The sequence below is a fragment of the Pantoea sp. PA1 genome, assembly GCF_056856975.1.
Window position 1 is genome coordinate 220,424 of record NZ_JBXGEE010000006.1, and the last position, 16,469, is coordinate 236,892.

At 57.5% G+C, this 16,469-nt stretch carries 16 protein-coding genes; 13 read left to right on the plus strand and 3 right to left on the minus strand.

All coding sequences use genetic code 11. The features are described from left to right. The first annotated feature begins 4 nt into the window (after positions 1–4). The 6 genes from ubiJ to tatD all read left to right on the plus strand — a co-directional run bounded on the left by ubiJ (position 5) and on the right by tatD (position 4,894). Complete coding sequence (gene ubiJ / locus AC1V0D_RS19655) at positions 5–610, plus strand: ubiquinone biosynthesis protein UbiJ (protein ID WP_046100983.1); 606 nt, start codon at positions 5–7, stop codon at positions 608–610. Continuing rightward, positions 607–2,244, plus strand: coding sequence for a ubiquinone biosynthesis regulatory protein kinase UbiB (gene ubiB, locus AC1V0D_RS19660; protein WP_009088503.1), 1,638 nt, complete (start codon positions 607–609; stop codon positions 2,242–2,244). Before ubiJ ends, ubiB begins: the two co-directional genes overlap by 4 nt. A 109-nt stretch (positions 2,245–2,353) precedes the next feature. Beyond that, a complete protein-coding gene (gene tatA, locus AC1V0D_RS19665; protein ID WP_009088506.1) occupies positions 2,354–2,608 on the plus strand; it encodes a Sec-independent protein translocase subunit TatA in 255 nt (84 codons plus the stop codon). Positions 2,609–2,611: 3 nt separating this feature from the next. Next, entirely contained in the window at positions 2,612–3,265 is a 654-nt protein-coding gene (gene tatB / locus AC1V0D_RS19670) for a Sec-independent protein translocase protein TatB (RefSeq protein ID WP_482907910.1), read from the plus strand. Then, complete coding sequence (gene tatC / locus AC1V0D_RS19675; protein ID WP_009088508.1) at positions 3,265–4,023, plus strand: Sec-independent protein translocase subunit TatC; 759 nt, start codon at positions 3,265–3,267, stop codon at positions 4,021–4,023. The genes tatB and tatC overlap by 1 nt, the downstream gene beginning before the upstream one ends. 88 nt (positions 4,024–4,111) lie before the next feature. Beyond that, positions 4,112–4,894 (plus strand): 3'-5' ssDNA/RNA exonuclease TatD, encoded by a 783-nt coding sequence (gene tatD / locus AC1V0D_RS19680; RefSeq protein ID WP_140029661.1) that lies wholly within the window; start codon positions 4,112–4,114, stop codon positions 4,892–4,894. On the opposite strand, the gene rfaH is transcribed toward tatD, so the two are convergent. Beyond that, positions 4,891–5,379 carry a transcription/translation regulatory transformer protein RfaH gene (gene rfaH / locus AC1V0D_RS19685; protein WP_009088512.1) on the minus strand — a complete coding sequence of 163 codons (489 nt, stop codon included), beginning with the start codon at positions 5,377–5,379 and terminating at the stop codon, positions 4,891–4,893. The two genes, tatD and rfaH, sit on opposite strands and share 4 nt — an antisense overlap. A 205-nt stretch (positions 5,380–5,584) precedes the next feature. Between rfaH and pepE the strand changes: the two genes are divergently transcribed. From pepE to fre, 3 genes are all read left to right on the plus strand, one after another. Then, the gene (gene pepE / locus AC1V0D_RS19690; protein ID WP_482907911.1) at positions 5,585–6,310 is read left to right on the plus strand and encodes a dipeptidase PepE; all 726 of its coding nucleotides are present in this window, start codon (positions 5,585–5,587) and stop codon (positions 6,308–6,310) included. A gap of 80 nt (positions 6,311–6,390) precedes the next feature. Further along, on the plus strand, positions 6,391–7,875 hold the full coding sequence (gene ubiD / locus AC1V0D_RS19695; protein WP_009088516.1) for a 4-hydroxy-3-polyprenylbenzoate decarboxylase: 1,485 nt from the start codon (positions 6,391–6,393) through the stop codon (positions 7,873–7,875). A gap of 41 nt (positions 7,876–7,916) precedes the next feature. Continuing rightward, the gene (gene fre, locus AC1V0D_RS19700) at positions 7,917–8,618 is read left to right on the plus strand and encodes an NAD(P)H-flavin reductase (protein WP_009088519.1); all 702 of its coding nucleotides are present in this window, start codon (positions 7,917–7,919) and stop codon (positions 8,616–8,618) included. Positions 8,619–8,686: 68 nt separating this feature from the next. On the opposite strand, the gene fadA is transcribed toward fre, so the two are convergent. Then, the gene (fadA, locus tag AC1V0D_RS19705) at positions 8,687–9,850 is read right to left on the minus strand and encodes an acetyl-CoA C-acyltransferase FadA (protein ID WP_140029662.1); all 1,164 of its coding nucleotides are present in this window, start codon (positions 9,848–9,850) and stop codon (positions 8,687–8,689) included. Positions 9,851–9,860: 10 nt separating this feature from the next. Beyond that, positions 9,861–12,044: a fatty acid oxidation complex subunit alpha FadB gene (gene fadB / locus AC1V0D_RS19710; RefSeq protein WP_482907912.1), complete on the minus strand. Its 2,184-nt coding sequence runs from the start codon at positions 12,042–12,044 to the stop codon at positions 9,861–9,863. 186 nt (positions 12,045–12,230) lie between these two features. Here fadB and pepQ point away from each other — a divergent pair, with 186 nt between their 5' ends. Genes pepQ through hemG form a run of 4 tightly spaced genes read left to right on the plus strand, consistent with a single transcriptional unit; the run spans position 12,231 to position 16,214 of the window. Beyond that, positions 12,231–13,562, plus strand: a complete 1,332-nt coding sequence (gene pepQ / locus AC1V0D_RS19715; protein WP_167432008.1) for a Xaa-Pro dipeptidase — start codon at positions 12,231–12,233, stop codon at positions 13,560–13,562. Further along, positions 13,562–14,179 carry an IMPACT family protein gene (locus tag AC1V0D_RS19720; RefSeq protein WP_482907913.1) on the plus strand — a complete coding sequence of 206 codons (618 nt, stop codon included), beginning with the start codon at positions 13,562–13,564 and terminating at the stop codon, positions 14,177–14,179. Before pepQ ends, AC1V0D_RS19720 begins: the two co-directional genes overlap by 1 nt. A gap of 32 nt (positions 14,180–14,211) precedes the next feature. Next, the gene (gene trkH, locus AC1V0D_RS19725; protein WP_009088529.1) at positions 14,212–15,663 is read left to right on the plus strand and encodes a Trk system potassium transporter TrkH; all 1,452 of its coding nucleotides are present in this window, start codon (positions 14,212–14,214) and stop codon (positions 15,661–15,663) included. A gap of 17 nt (positions 15,664–15,680) precedes the next feature. Then, complete coding sequence (hemG, locus tag AC1V0D_RS19730) at positions 15,681–16,214, plus strand: menaquinone-dependent protoporphyrinogen IX dehydrogenase (protein WP_111208467.1); 534 nt, start codon at positions 15,681–15,683, stop codon at positions 16,212–16,214. The last annotated feature ends 255 nt before the right edge of the window (positions 16,215–16,469 follow it).

Below are 16,469 nucleotides of genomic sequence, written 5' to 3' on the forward strand. Positions count from 1 at the left end.
GGTGATGAACCTGACTCCTTTGATTACGGCGGGCATGGAGACGGCACTGAACCGTATTCTGTACCGCGATCGCGGCCTTAAGCCGGCGCGGCAACGTCTGAATGGCAAAGTCCTGACACTGCGCCTGAATGAGTTCTCGTCTCCCCTGGTGCTGGTGTTCAGTGAACAGCAGCTGGACGTGTTAGCTGACTGGCAGGACCGCAGCGACTGCACGGTGATCACCTCGCTGAAAAGTCTGCCAAAGCTGCGCGATCGCCAGCAGCTGACGCCGCTGATTCGCAGCGGTGAACTGCAGGTAGAGGGCGATCTGCAGGTGGTGCAGCAGTTCTCGGCGCTGATGGATCTGGCTGAGCTGGATCCGGCGGAATATCTGGCTCCCTGGGTGGGCGACATCGCCGCGCAGGGCATCAGTCAGCGGGCACAGCAGGCTTTCCGCTTTTTCAAAGGTGAAGCAGCGCGTCGTCAGGGATATCTCGGACAGGCCATGACCGAAGAGTGGCGTGTTGCGCCTGGCTCACTGGAACTGGCCTGGTTTTCTGAGGAGGTCGACGCGATGGAACGTTCGCTTGAGGCGCTTGATGCGCGTCTGGCGCAGCTGGAGGCAAAATGAGTTTAGGAGAGATCCGCCGCTTATATCTGATCATGAAGGTGTTTCTGACCTATGGCCTTGATGAACTGATCCCGCAGACACGTCTCACTTTCCTGTTCCGCCTGTGGCGTCGCTCAATTTTCTGGATCCCCAATCTGCACCAGCATGAACCGACCGGTGCGCGTATGCGTATGGCGATGGAGCAGCTGGGGCCGGTCTGGATCAAGTTTGGTCAGATGCTGTCAACGCGCCGGGATCTTTTCCCGCCGCTGATCGCCGATCAGCTGGCGATCCTGCAGGACCGTGTGGCGCCCTTTGATGGCGTCAAAGCGAAAGCACAGATTGAAGCCTCGATGGGTGCCCCCATCGAGACCTGGTTTGATGATTTTGACATTAAGCCGCTGGCGTCTGCGTCGATTGCGCAGGTTCACACCGCCACGCTGAAATCTAACGGCAAAAAAGTGGTGATCAAAGTGATCCGCCCCGACATTTTGCCGGTGATCAAAGCGGATATGAAGCTGATCTATCGCCTGGCGCGCTGGGTTCCGCGTCTGCTGCCGGATGGCCGTCGTCTGCGTCCGGTCGAAGTGGTGCGCGATTATGAGAAAACCCTGCTTGATGAGCTGAACCTGTTACGCGAAGCCGCCAACGCCATTCAGTTACGCCGCAATTTTGAAGAGAGCCGTATGCTCTATGTACCGGAAGTCTATTCCGACTATTGCAGCGAAACCATGATGGTGATGGAGCGCATTTACGGCATCCCGATTTCCGACGTTGCGACGCTTGAGCGCCACGGCGTGAACATGAAGCTGCTGGCCGAACGGGGTGTCCAGGTCTTCTTTACCCAAGTCTTCCGCGACAGCTTCTTCCACGCAGATATGCATCCGGGCAATATTTTTGTCAGCTATGAACACCCGGAAGATCCGCAATATATCGGTATCGACTGCGGCATCGTGGGGTCGCTGAACAAAGAAGATAAGCGTTATCTGGCGGAAAACTTTATCGCGTTCTTCAACCGTGACTATCGCAAGGTTGCCGAGCTGCACGTTGATTCCGGCTGGGTACCGCCCGATACCAACGTCGAAGATTTCGAGTTTGCGATTCGCACGGTGTGTGAGCCGATTTTTGAAAAGCCGCTGGCTGAGATCTCGTTCGGGCATGTGCTGCTGAACCTGTTCAACACCGCGCGTCGCTTTAATATGGAAGTGCAGCCGCAGCTGGTGCTGCTGCAAAAAACGCTGCTTTATGTGGAAGGCATTGGCCGTCAGCTCTACCCACAGCTCGACCTGTGGAAAACGGCCAAACCCTTCCTGGAAGAGTGGATCAAGGATCAGGTGGGTATCCCTGCCATTATCCGTGCGGTCAAAGAGAAAGCGCCGTTCTGGGCTGAAAAGCTCCCGGAGCTGCCAGAACTCTTTTACGACAGCATGCGCCAGCACAAGCTTTTACGGCACAGCGTCGATAAATTAGTGGGCGATCTCAATGCGCAGCGCGTCCGTCATCATCAGGCGCGTTATCTGTTTGGCGTCGGTGCCACGCTGCTGCTAAGCGGAACGGCAGTTCTGCTCACCCGACCGGACTGGGATCTCTTTCCGGCGGTTCTGATGGCAGCAGGAATCGTTTCGTGGCTAATCGGCTGGCGTAAGACAAACTGATTGTCACGTCTGTTTAAAAAAAGGTAATGTCGCTGGCTAAAGCCCGGCTAAAAAGGGCACTCTGTCCTGCATTACCTTATCGTTTTCACAGAATATTAGAGGCTATCTCATGGGCGGTATCAGTATCTGGCAACTGTTAATCATTGCCGTGATTGTTGTACTTCTGTTCGGTACCAATAAATTACGTAATCTGGGTTCGGATTTAGGTTCTTCGATTCGTGGCTTCAAAAAGGCCATGAGTGATGAGGACGACAAAAAGGATCAACCGAAAGAGCAGGACGCTGACTTCGCTGCCAAAACGCTGGCGGACAAACAGCAAACTTCGGCTAACAAAGAAGAAGCCAAGAACGACAAGCAGGTGTAAACCGTGTTCGATATTGGTTTTAGTGAACTGGTATTGGTGTTCGTTATCGGGCTGATTGTACTCGGCCCGCAACGATTACCGGTTGCGGTGAAAACCGTGGTCGGCTGGATCAGGGCGATTCGTTCGCTGGCAGCCAATGTACAACATGAACTGGCGCAGGAGCTCAAACTGCAGGAGTTGCAGGAGAGCCTGAAAAAGGTGGAAGAGGCGGGCCGTGGCACCCTCTCCCCTGAGCTGAAGGAGTCGATGGAAGAGCTGCGTAAAACGGCAGATTCAATGAAGCGCTCGGTCAGTCAGAGCATCGACATTGAAAAAGAGGAAGACGAAGCGAACACCATCCACTCAGCACAGCACCGGTATGCCCCTGAGCCTGCTGCGACGGAAACCGCCGCGACGCCAGCCTCAGCAGAGCATCAGGCCAGCGCACCGGCACAGGCACCGTCTGCGGTAGCGGGTGCCGATGCCGCGGTGCAACCCGCACCGGCCGCGGCCGCACAGCGACCCTCTGCTGCGCCATCCGCTCCGGCTGCGCCATCCTCTGCTGCACCTGCTGCTGTGGCCAGCGCACCGGCACAGGCACCCGCTGGCGAATCCGCCAGGTCATCAGAGTCTGCGCGTCCTTCCGCGACCTCCTCTTCTGCAGGTGATGAACGATAATGGCCGTTGAAGATACCCAACCGCTCATCAGCCATCTGATTGAGCTGCGTAAGCGATTACTGAACTGCATCATCGCCGTACTGGTCATTTTCCTGGTACTGGTCTATTTCGCCAACGACATCTACCAGCTGGTCGCATCACCGCTGATCAGTCAGATGCCGGTGGGCTCCAGCATGATTGCAACCGATGTCGCCTCGCCGTTCTTTACCCCGATAAAGCTGACCATCATCGTGTCAGTGTTTCTCGCGGTGCCGGTGATCCTCTATCAGGTCTGGGCATTTGTCGCCCCGGCGCTCTACCGGCATGAGCGCAGGCTGGTGATGCCGCTGCTCTTTTCCAGCACCTTCCTGTTCTACTTCGGTGTGGCCTTTGCTTACTTCGTCGTTTTCCCGCTGGCATTTGGCTTTTTCACCAAGACCGCGCCCATCGGCGTGACGGTCGCAACGGATATCGCCAAATACCTCGATTTCGTCATGACTCTCTTCATGGCCTTTGGGGTGGCGTTTGAGGTGCCGGTGGCGATCGTGTTGCTCTGCTGGACCGGTATCACCAGCCCGGAAGATCTGAAAAAGAAACGTCCCTATATTCTGGTGGGCGCTTTCGTAGTCGGGATGCTGCTCACACCTCCGGACGTTTTTTCCCAAACTTTGCTCGCTATTCCGATGTACTGCCTGTTTGAAGTCGGCGTATTCTTTTCCCGTTACTATGTGGGTAAAGGCCGCTGGTCACAGGATGAGGATAAACATACCGACGCCTGACGCTGACCGTATGACCCGCACAGGCGGGAAGCGAGCCATCCAGACCGCCCCTCCGGGCGGTTTTTTTTTACAAACTGTGGGAAAAATTATGTTTGATATCGGTGTAAACCTGACCAGCACGCAATTCGCCTCCGACCGGCAAAAGGTGGTTAAACGCGCGCGTGATGCGGGCGTCACCGGCATGCTTATTACCGGCACCAACGCGCTGGAGAGCCAGCAGGCTCAGCGACTGGCTGAAGGCCAGCCCGGCTTTTGCTGGTCTACCGCGGGCGTTCACCCTCATCATGCCAGCGAATGGTCGCTGGAGATCGCCAGCACCCTGCGCCGGCTGGCGGAAAAACCGGAAGTGGTCGCCATTGGTGAGTGCGGACTCGATTTTAATCGCAACCTCTCAGCCCATGAGCAGCAGGAGTATGCATTTGACGCACAGCTGGCGCTGGCCGCAGAACTCAATATGCCGGTGTTCCTGCACTGCCGTGAAGCCCATGCGCGTTTCGCTGCGGTGCTTGCCCCCTGGCTGCCAAAACTGCCGGGTGCGGTGATCCACTGCTTTACCGGCACGCGCGACGAACTGGAAGCCTGTCTGGAAATGGGGTTATCTGTGGGCATTACGGGCTGGGTCTGCGATGAGCGTCGGGGTCTGGAACTGCGCGAGCTGCTGCCGCTGATCCCGGCCGAACGCCTGCTGCTCGAAACGGATGCGCCCTACCTGTTGCCGCGCGACATGCGTCCGCGTCCGCCTTCGCGCCGCAACGAACCCTGCTTTTTACCGCATATTGTCAATCAGGTGGCGACATGGCGAGGTGAGAGTGCGGAGGCACTGGCGGCCCGCATCGATCATAATGCGCGGACGCTGTTCAGACTGGCTTAAAGCTTGCGGAACTGCTTGTTATCGACGCTGCGCATCACCTGCTTGTTGAGGAGATTCAGCAACAGGATCGAGCGTGTTTCACCATCCGGCTCGGCAAAAATGGCGCGCAGCCCTTCAAACGTTCCTTCGGTGATGACCACCTCATCGCCGCTCTGTGGCGTTTCAGGATCGAGCAGGATTTGCGGGACGTCGGTTTCCAGCGCTTCAATGACCGCCGACGGCACGGTTGCCGGGGTGGAGCCGAAGCGGACAAAGTGACTGACACCGCGGGTGCTGCTGATGGTGGTGGTGTGAATCTCTTCAGGATCGAATTCGATAAACAGGTAGTTAGGGAACAGCGGCTCACTCACCGTGGTGCGTTTACCGCGCACGATCTTTTCCAGAGCGATCATCGGGCTGAGGCAATGCACCTCCTGCCGCTCGAGATGCTCCTTCGCGCGCAATAGCTGTCCACGTTTGCAATAGAGTAAGTACCAGGCTTCCATAACGGCTCCCATTGAATGGACGCTAAGAATAGCAAACCTGTTGCCAGAGTTATAGCGCAGGGGCAGGGTAAAGCGGCCCGCAGAGAAAATAAATTGAGACTTTTCTTAGCAGGCCGGAGGCGGGCAGAAACGGTAACGGGAAATTGACGTGCACCAGGGCTCTGTATCAGACTCGATAACCTTCACCCTGCAAAAGGAACGTCTGATGGAACTCTTTCTGTTGAGCAATGGCAGGCTGGCGGACGATGCGCCGCTGCTGGGTTATGCGCAGCCGCAGCTGCACGCGATGATCGCCCGACGCGCTATCCACTCGGCGGTCCTGATCCCCTACGCGATAATCCGGGGCGATCAGCAGCAGCGCGCCGCCGAACTCACGGCGTCTCTGGGCATCCCGGTCAGGCTGGTTCAATCCTTTGCCTCACCGGCTGAGGCGATTGCACAGGCAGAACTGATTCTGGTCAGCGGCGGCAACACCTGGTTTCTGAACCAGATGCTGCATGAGCAGGATCTCATCGTCCCGATCCAGCGTGCAGTACGTGAGCGACAGGTGCCTTATCTCGGCTGGAGCGCGGGCTGCAATGTGGCGACGCCCTCCATCCGCACCACCAACGATATGCCGGTGCGCAGCAGTGTGGTGCTGCCCGCGCTGGGACTCTTTCCGGTGCAGATCAATCCCCACTATCTTGATGCCAGCGTCAGCGGCCATATGGGCGAAACCCGCGATGAGCGTCTGGCGGAGTTCTGCGCGGTCAATCCGACGGAGTCGGTGATTGCCCTGCGTGAAGGCAGTTTTCTGCACCTGCATGACAACCAGCTGCGCTATCACAGCGTGCGAAACGAGGACTTTAAGCTGTTTCGTCACGGTGACCCGATTCAGGGAATGCACGATACCCGCGCACTGCAGCCGCTGGTTCCCTTTCAGTGCGTATGAGGCTGCGGTATAAACCTCAGCAACTCCGCGTAATCAGACCTATAATGGCCGATTCACTCTGGCCGGAATGTTAAAGCCGCATGAAATACCACGATTTGAGAGACTTCCTCGCGCTGCTTGAACAGCGCGGTGAGCTAAAGCGCATTACCCAGTCCATCGATCCCGAACTGGAAATGACGGAGATTGCCGATCGCACGCTGCGTGCCGGTGGCCCCGCCCTGCTGTTTGAAAACCCGAAAGGGTACGATATGCCGGTGCTGTGCAACCTGTTCGGCACGCCTAAGCGCGTGGCCATGGGCATGGGGCAGGAGGAGGTGAGCGCCCTGCGTGAAGTGGGTAAGCTGCTGGCCTTCCTGAAAGAGCCTGAGCCGCCAAAAGGCTTCCGCGACCTGTTCGATAAAATGCCGCAGTTTAAGCAGGTGCTGAACATGCCGACCAAACGGCTGCGTAATGCGCCCTGTCAGGAAGAGGTGTTCAGCGGTGATGAGGTCGATCTGACGCGTATTCCGGTCATGAAGTGCTGGCCAGGCGATGCCGCACCGCTGATTACCTGGGGGCTGACCGTCACGCGTGGCCCCCACAAAGAGCGCCAGAATCTCGGTATTTACCGTCAGCAGGTGATCGGTAAAAATCGGCTGATCATGCGCTGGCTGTCGCACCGTGGCGGCGCGCTTGATTTTCAGGAGTGGACGAAAGCGCATCCGGGTGAACGTTTTCCGGTTTCGGTCGCGCTGGGCGCCGATCCTGCCACCATCCTCGGCGCGGTGACACCGGTGCCTGACACGCTGTCAGAATATGCGTTTGCCGGTCTGCTGCGCGGCAACAAAACGGAAGTGGTGAAGTGCCTGTCGAACGATCTCGAAGTGCCGGCCAGTGCGGAAATCGTGCTGGAAGGGTATATCGAAGCGGGCGATATGGCGCCAGAAGGCCCCTACGGCGACCACACCGGCTACTACAATGAAGTGGATAGCTTCCCGGTATTTACCGTGACGCATATCACGCAGCGTCGTCAGCCGATCTATCACTCCACCTATACCGGGCGTCCGCCGGATGAACCCGCCGTACTGGGCGTGGCGCTGAATGAAGTTCTGGTACCGATTCTGATTAAGCAGTTCCCGGAGATCGTGGACTTCTACCTGCCGCCTGAAGGTTGCTCCTACCGGCTGGCGGTTGTGACGATTAAAAAGCAGTACGCAGGGCATGCCAAACGTGTCATGTTTGGCGTCTGGTCATTTTTGCGGCAGTTCATGTACACCAAATTTGTTATTGTGTGTGACGATGATGTTAATGCGCGCGACTGGAATGACGTGATCTGGGCGATCACCACGCGAATGGATCCGGCCCGTGATACGGTATTAGTCGAAAATACCCCTATCGACTATCTCGATTTCGCCTCGCCGGTTTCCGGGCTGGGGTCGAAGATGGGGCTTGATGCAACCAATAAGTGGCCGGGTGAAACGCAGCGTGAATGGGGTACGCCCATTGTTAAAGATCCTGCGGTCACGGCGCGCATTGATGCTATCTGGGATGAGCTAGGTATTCTTGATCAGCCGCCACAGCGTTGATGGCGAGCACAACCATAAAGACGACCCGACAGAGGGAACGCATGACAACGTTAAGCTGTAAAGTAACTTCGGTTGAGGCGATTACCGACACGGTCTATCGCGTTCGCCTGATCCCTGAAGCGGAATTCAGTTTTCGCGCGGGGCAGTATCTGATGGTCGTGATGGATGAGCGTGATAAGCGTCCGTTCTCACTGGCCTCAACGCCGATGGAAAAAGATATTATTGAGCTGCATATCGGCGCGTCCGATCTCAACCTCTATGCGATGGCGGTGATGGATCGGATCCGCAACGATCGCCAGATCACCGTCGATATGCCGCACGGTGACGCCTGGCTGCGCGAAGAGAGCAGTAAGCCACTGATCCTGATTGCAGGCGGCACCGGCTTCTCCTACGCCCGTTCGATTCTGCTCACCGCACTGGCGGAACAGCCGGAGCGCGATATCGCCATTTACTGGGGCGGACGTGAGCTTAAGCATCTGTACGATCTGGACGAGCTGAATGCGCTGGCGGTGAAGCACCCGAACCTGAAAGTGATCCCGGTTGTTGAACAGCCTGAAGCGGGCTGGCAGGGACGTTCCGGTACGGTACTGACCGCGGTGATGCAGGATTTCAGCACGCTGAGCGAACATGAGATCTATATCGCCGGGCGCTTTGAGATGGCGAAGATTGCCCGCGACCGTTTCTGTGCCGAGCGTGGCGCAGTCGAGTCACAGATGTATGGCGATGCGTTTGCCTTTATCTGATCGCCGGCAGCAGACAGAAAAAACCCGCCGGTAACGGCGGGTAAATCTGACAAAAAAAACGCAACGTATTACAGACGCTCGAATACGGTTGCGATCCCCTGGCCCAGCCCGATACACATGGTGGCAAGACCCAGGCTGGCATCGCGTCGTTCCATAATGTTCAGCAGCGTGGTACTGATACGCGCGCCGGAACAGCCCAGCGGATGGCCTAACGCAATCGCGCCGCCATTCAGATTGACCTTTTCATCCAGCTGCTCCAGCAACCCTAAATCTTTGATGCACGGCAGTGTCTGCGCAGCAAAGGCTTCGTTCAGCTCAAAGACGTCGATATCGCTGACGCTCAGTCCCGCCCGTTTTAACGCCAGCTTACTGGCCGGAACCGGCCCATAGCCCATGATTGAAGGATCGCAGCCCACCACGGCCATGCTGCGGATGCGGGCGCGCGGCATCAGTCCCAGCTCGCGGGCGCGTGATTCGCTCATCACCAGCATGGCGGCTGCGCCATCTGACAACGCTGACGAAGAGCCCGCCGTCACGGTGCCATTCACCGGATCGAAAGCCGGTTTCAGCGCCGCCAGGCCTTCGGCGCTGGTCTCTTCACGGATCACTTCATCGAAATCATAACGTTTGAGGATGCCGTCGCTGTCATGACCATAGGTGGCGACAATCTCTGTCGCAAAATCGCCGCGCCGGGTGGCCTGCCAGGCCCGCTGGTGCGAACGCAGGGCAAACGCATCCTGCTGCTCACGGCTGATATGATGCATCCGCGCCAGCATTTCTGCCGTCAGGCCCATCATCCCTGCGGCTTTGGCAACCGTCCGGCTAAGCCCGGGATGAAAGTCGACGCCGTGGTTCATCGGCACATGCCCCATATGCTCCACGCCACCGATCAGACAGCTCCGGGCATCACCGACCATAATGGCGCGGGCGGCATCGTGCAGCGCCTGCATGGAAGAGCCACACAGCCGGTTGACGGTGCTGGCTGGCACCGTGTGGGGAATTTCGGCCAGCAGGGCAGCGTTACGTGCGATATTAAATCCCTGCTCAAGCGTCTGCTGCACGCAGCCCCAGAGAATGTCATCCAGCTCTGCCGGGTTCACCGTCGGGTTGCGGCTCAGCAGTTCACGCATCAGATGCGCAGAGAGATCTTCGGCGCGCACATGACGGAAGGCGCCGCCTTTTGACCGGCCCATTGGCGTGCGCACGGCATCAATAATCACCACATTTTCCATCTTCTTGCCCTCAGGCGCTTTTCAGCGCGGCTTCATCAATCGGTTTGGCGGCGGGATACCAGCTTTCATGCTGATGGGCTTTCTGCAGCAGCAGTGCAGGCAGGGCATACAGGCCACCGAGGCCGCTATAACGCCGGGCCTGATCCACCACGTTGCTGTTGCCCAGAGTATCGAGATAGCGGAAAGCCCCGCCACGGAAAGGCGGGAAGCCGAGGCCATACACCAGCGCCATATCGGCTTCAGCCGGTGAGGCGATAATCTTCTCTTCCAGGCAGCGCACCACTTCGTTCAGCATCGGCAGCATCATGCGGTTCAGAATCTCTTCATCGCTGAAGATTCGCGCGGGCTGACAGGCCTGTTGCAGCAGCGTATCGACATCGGCATCGGCCACTTTTTTTGGCTTGCCCTTTTTATCTTCTTCCCAGCGCCAGAAGCCTTTGCCATTTTTCTGGCCAAAGCGACCAGCCTCAAACAGCAGATCGATTGCGTCGCGATAGTCATGCTTCATGCGGTCCGGGAACCCGTCAGCCATCACGCTTTGCGCATGGTGCGCCGTATCGATGCCCACGACATCCAGCAGCCATGACGGCCCCATCGGCCAGCCAAACTGTTTTTCCATGACCTTATCTATCTGGCGGAAATCTGCGCCATCGCGCAGGAGCAGGCTGAAAGCGGCGAAGTAGGGGAACAGCACCCGGTTAACAAAGAAGCCGGGGCAGTCGTTGACCACGATAGGGGTTTTGCCCATTTTGCTGGCCCAGGCCACCACTTTGCCAAGGGTCGCTTCACTGGTTTTCTCGCCCCGGATCACTTCGACCAGCGGCATACGCGGCACCGGGTTAAAGAAGTGCATGCCACAGAAGTTTTCCGGGCGCTGCAACGCCTGCGCCAGCTGGCTGATAGGAATGGTCGAGGTATTCGAGGCCAGAACGGCATCGTCACGCAGATGCCGCTCTGTTTCAGCCAGCACTTTAGCCTTGATCTGCGGATTCTCGACCACCGCTTCCACCACCACGTCGGCCAGTTCAAAACCGGCGTAATCCAGCGTGGGCTGGATGGTGGCGATGACGCTGGCCAGCCTGTTGCCGTCAATTTTTCCGCGCGCCAGCTGGATGTTAAGCAGCTTGCTGGCTTCATTCATCCCCAGCGTCAGCGCCTGTGGATTGATATCTTTCATTCTGACCGGCACGCCTTTCCAGGCAGACTGGTAGCTGATGCCACCGCCCATGATCCCTGCGCCCAGCACTGCCGCCTGAGCAGGTGCGCCGCTTTCGCTGGCGCGTTTTTTTGCCAGCCCTTTAACGTACTGATCGTTGAGGAAGATGCCGACCAGAGCGCGCGCTTCGTCAGACTGCGCCAGCGGCACAAATGCAGCCGTTTCAAGCTTCAGCGCATCATCACGACCGAGACTGGCCGCGGCCTCAATGGTTTTTACCGCCATCAGCGGAGCGGGGTAATGTTTTCCTGCGGTCTGCATCACCATGCCCTTCGCAATGGTAAAACTCATCGCCGCCTCAATCGGGCTGAGCTTCAACGGGGCCAGTTTAGGCGCACGGCGCGCCTGCCAGCTGCCCTCTTCGGCGGCCGCTCTGAGCATGGTGATGCCCGCTTCGCGCAGTTTGTCACGGGCAACCACCGCATCGACCAGGCCCAGTTTCAGCGCGGCATTGCCATCCACATCTTTACCGGCGGCAATAATTTCCAGCGCGCTGTCGGCTCCCAGCAGGCGGGGCAACCTTACGCTGCCGCCAAAGCCTGGCATGATGCCGAGTCTGGTTTCCGGCAGGCCGATGCGGGCATCCGCAGTGGCGATGCGCATGTCGGTCGCCAAGACGCACTCACATCCGCCACCCAGCGCATAACCATCAATGGCTGCCAGGGTGGGCACGGGCAAATCTTCCAGACGGTTGAAGATGCTGTTGGCGTAACTCAGCCACTGGCTCAGCTTTTCGGTGGGAGCATCAAACAGGGAAAGGAACTCGGTAATATCCGCGCCCACGATAAAGGCGGGTTTAGCGGAGCTCAGCAGCAGGCCGCGCAGTGCTGGCTGCTGTTCCAGGACCGCAATGGCCTCGCCCAGACTGGCGACCGTTTGCGTATCGAGCTTGTTGACTGAGCCTGTGGCATCAAAAACCAGCTCGGCGATGCCATCGTCCAGCCAGTGAAGGGTAAGGTTAGCGCCTTGGTAGAGCATGTGCGTCTCCTGAAACCGCGAAAGGTGATCTGGTCATACCAGATGATCGTGAGTGTGGGAGTGATGTTAATTTTTTGCAAACCGCTCTTTGCTTATTTGCTAACAAGATCACAGCCACGCCGGCTTCGGCATCTGAGCAAGGGGTATGCTAAACTGCGGCCATTTCGCGACACGGGAGAGACGGCTATGGATTCACTGAAGACCTTGTATCACGCGCACATCGCCACGTTGCAGCAACGGGCGCAGCAGGTGCTGGCACGCAATAAACTGGATGCGATGCTGATCCATTCCGGTGAGTTGCTGACGGTGTTTCTGGATGACCACACCTATCCGTTTAAGGTGAATCCGCAGTTCAAAGCCTGGGTGCCGGTCACGCAGGTGCCTAACTGCTGGCTCTGGATCGATGGCGTGAACAAACCGAAACTGTGGTTCTACTCTCCGGTGGATTACTGGCATAACGTTGAACCGCTGCCGGACAGTTTCTGGACCGGAGATGTCGAGGTTATCGGCCTGAAAAACGCCGATGAGATTGCGCAGCTGCTCCCTGCACAGCGTGATAATGTCGCCTATATCGGGCCGGTTAATGCGCGCGCGGCGCAGCTCGGAATCTCCTCAGACAACATCAACCCTAAAGCGGTCATCGACTTTCTGCACTACCATCGCAGCATTAAAACTGACTATGAACTGGCCTGTCTGCGCCAGGCGCAGAAGCTGGCGGTTGCGGGGCATCGCGCGGCCAAAGAGGCGTTCTCTGCGGGCCTGAGCGAATTTGACATCAATCAGGCTTACCTGACCGCGACCGGCCATCGCGATACCGATGTGCCTTACGGCAATATCATTGCGCTGAATGAACACGCGGCGGTGCTGCACTACACCCGCCTGGATCATCAGCCACCGGCGAAACGTCACAGCTTCCTGATTGATGCGGGCGCCGAATATCTGGGCTACGCCGCCGATCTGACCCGCAGCTATGCGGCGCAGAGCAGCTCGCTCTATGCCAGAATGGTGGAGGCGATGAACGCCGAAGAGCTGGCTTTAATCGCCACGCTGAAGCCGGGGGTGCGCTACACCGATTATCATCTTCAGATGCACCAGCGTATTGCGAAGATGTTGCTGAAGTTTGAGCTGGTGCAGGGAATCAGCGAAGAGGCGCTGGTGGCTGAAGATCTGACCGGGCCATTTATGCCACACGGTCTGGGGCATCCGCTGGGCTTGCAGGTGCATGACGTTGCCGGGTTTATGCAGGATGAGCAGGGCACCCATCTCGCCGCGCCTGCGCAGTATCCTTACCTTCGCTGCACCCGCGTGCTGCAACCCGGCATGGTCTTAACCATCGAGCCGGGCTTCTATATTATCGACTCGTTACTGGCGCCGCTGCGTCAGGGCCGTTTCAGTCAGCACTTTAACTGGCAGGCGATTGATGCGCTTCGGCCTTATGGCGGCATTCGCATCGAAGATAACGTGGTGATCCATCCAAACCGCGTTGAAAACATGACCCGCGATCTGCATCTGGCCTGATGGACGCTTTTGATATTCCCGCGCTGGCCGTGAGCATCAGTGAGGAAACCATCAAAAAGAGTCGCTTTATTACGCTGCTGGCGCACACCGAGGGGACAGAGGCCGCGCGCGCCTTTGTCCAGCAGGTGAAAAGCGAGCATCCTGCTGCCCGGCATCACTGCTGGGCCTGGGTGGCGGGCGCGCCGGATGACTCTCAGCAGCTCGGTTTTTCGGATGATGGTGAGCCGTCGGGCACCGCCGGGAAACCGATGCTGGCGCAGCTGATGGGTGCCGGTATTGGCGAGGTGACCGCTGTGGTAGTGCGCTATTACGGCGGCATCATGCTGGGCACCGGTGGCCTGGTGAAGGCGTATGGCGGTGGCGTCCAGCAGGGACTGAAGCAGTTACCGCGACAGCGCAAAGTACCGATGATGGTTTTCACGCTGCAATGCGACTATGCACAGCACAGCGATATCGAACGGCTGGTGCAGCGTTTTGAAGGTAAGGTGACCGACAGCCACTATCAGGATCGTATTGCGCTGACGCTGGCGTTGCCTTACGGACAGATCGATAGCTTCAAAAAAAATCTGTCAGACTTTAGCCGGGGCGCGTTGTCGCTGATCCCGCTCACACCATGATGTTCATCTCTCTTATTTAAAGGAACGGCTGAATGCACTTTCGCGCCATTACCCGCATCGTCGGTCTGCTGGTAATTCTTTTTTCAGTGACAATGATTCTGCCCGGCCTCGTCGCATTAATTTATCGCGATGGCGCGGGACGGGCGTTCAGCCAGACATTTATGATGGCGCTGGTGATCGGCTCGCTGCTGTGGTGGCCGAACCGTAAAAAGAAAACCGAACTCAAACCCCGCGAAGGGTTTCTGATCGTCGTCCTGTTCTGGACAGTGCTGGGCAGCGTAGGGGCCATGCCCTTTATCTTTGCGGAGCAGCCGCATCTTTCCGTCACGGATGCGTTCTTTGAATCTTTCTCGGGCCTGACAACCACCGGAGCCACTACGCTGGTGGGGCTGGACTCACTGCCTAAGGCCATCCTCTTCTACCGGCAGATGCTGCAGTGGCTGGGCGGGATGGGGATCATCGTGTTAGCGGTAGCCATCCTGCCGATTCTGGGCGTCGGGGGCATGCAGCTCTATCGCGCTGAAATGCCGGGACCCCTGAAAGACAATAAAATGCGCCCGCGCATCGCCGAGACGGCCAAGACACTCTGGCTGATCTATGTTCTGCTGACCGTAGCCTGTGCGCTGGCACTCTGGCTGGCGGGCATGCCGGCGTTCGATGCTATCGGCCACAGCTTTTCGACCATCGCCATTGGCGGCTTCTCAACTCATGATGCCAGCATCGGCTACTTTAACAGCAGCACCATCAATACTATCGTGGCGGTCTTCCTGCTGATCTCCGGCTGTAACTACGGCCTGCACTTTTCCATGCTAAGCGGACGTAACCTGCGCGTGTACTGGCGGGACCCGGAGTTCCGCATGTTTATCGGCGTTCAGCTGACGCTGGTTCTGATCTGTACGGTGGTGCTCTGGTTCCACAATGTCTATGCCAGCGGCTGGCAGACCCTGAACCAGGCCTTTTTCCAGGTGGTATCCATGGCGACGACGGCGGGTTTCACGACCGACAGTATCGCTCGCTGGCCGCTGTTCCTGCCGGTTCTGCTGTTGTGCTCAGCTTTCATTGGTGGCTGTGCCGGTTCGACCGGGGGTGGCCTGAAGGTGATCCGCATTCTGCTGTTATGCAAACAGGGTAACCGCGAGCTTAAGCGTCTGGTTCACCCGAATGCGGTGTACACCATTAAGCTGGGCAATCGTGCGCTGCCGGAGCGTATCCTGGAAGCCGTCTGGGGATTCTTCTCGGCCTATGCGCTGGTGTTCCTGGTGAGCATGCTGGCGATCATCGCCACGGGCGTCGATGACTTCTCCGCTTTTGCTGCCGTTGCCGCGACGCTGAATAACCTCGGGCCGGGCTTAGGCGTCGTGGCAGACAACTTCACGTCTATGAATGATGTGGCGAAATGGATACTTATCTCTACCATGTTGTTCGGGCGTCTCGAGGTTTTCACCTTGCTGGTGCTGTTTACGCCTACTTTCTGGCGTGAATAATTAATAAGGATGCTGACATGAAAGCGCTGATTCTCTATTCCACCCGCGACGGGCAAACGCAGAAGATTGCTTCCGCTCTTGCGGAGACCATCCGGCAGCAGCAGCCGTGTGATGTGCTGAACATCCAGGATGCCGCTGTGCCTGACTGGACACAGTATGATCGCGTACTGATTGGCGCCTCGATCCGCTATGGCCATTTTCAGCCGGTCGTCGAGACCTTCGTTAAGCAACATCTCCCTGCGCTGCAGCAGCGTACCAGCGGTTTCTTTTCGGTAAACCTCACGGCACGCAAACCTGAGAAGCGTACTCCTGAAACGAATGCCTATACCCGGAAGTTCTTATTGCAGTCTCCATGGCAGCCTGACTGCTGTGCCGTATTCGCAGGGGCGCTCTATTATCCCCGCTATCGCTGGTTTGACCGCGTGATGATTCAGCTGATTATGCGTATGACCGGTGGTGAAACCGATGCAACGAAAGAAGTGGAATACACGGACTGGCAACAGGTGAGCCGTTTTGCCCATGAATTTGCACAGTTACCAGGCAAATCGTAGCGAAATAGCGCGATTTGGTGAAAATTACTTCGAACAGTAATCTTTTCGCAATAAACGCTTGTCAGGCCGCGCGAACTCCCTATAATGCGCCTCCATCGACACGGCACACCGGCAACGGGAAACGGGTTGAAGGTTCAGGAGACTGAGCCGCCGGAGAAAAACTTCTGAAAAAAGAGGTTGACTCTGAAGGAGGAAAGCGTAATATACGCCACCTCGCGACAGGACGCTAACGCACTGTTCGCACTGCTCTTTAAC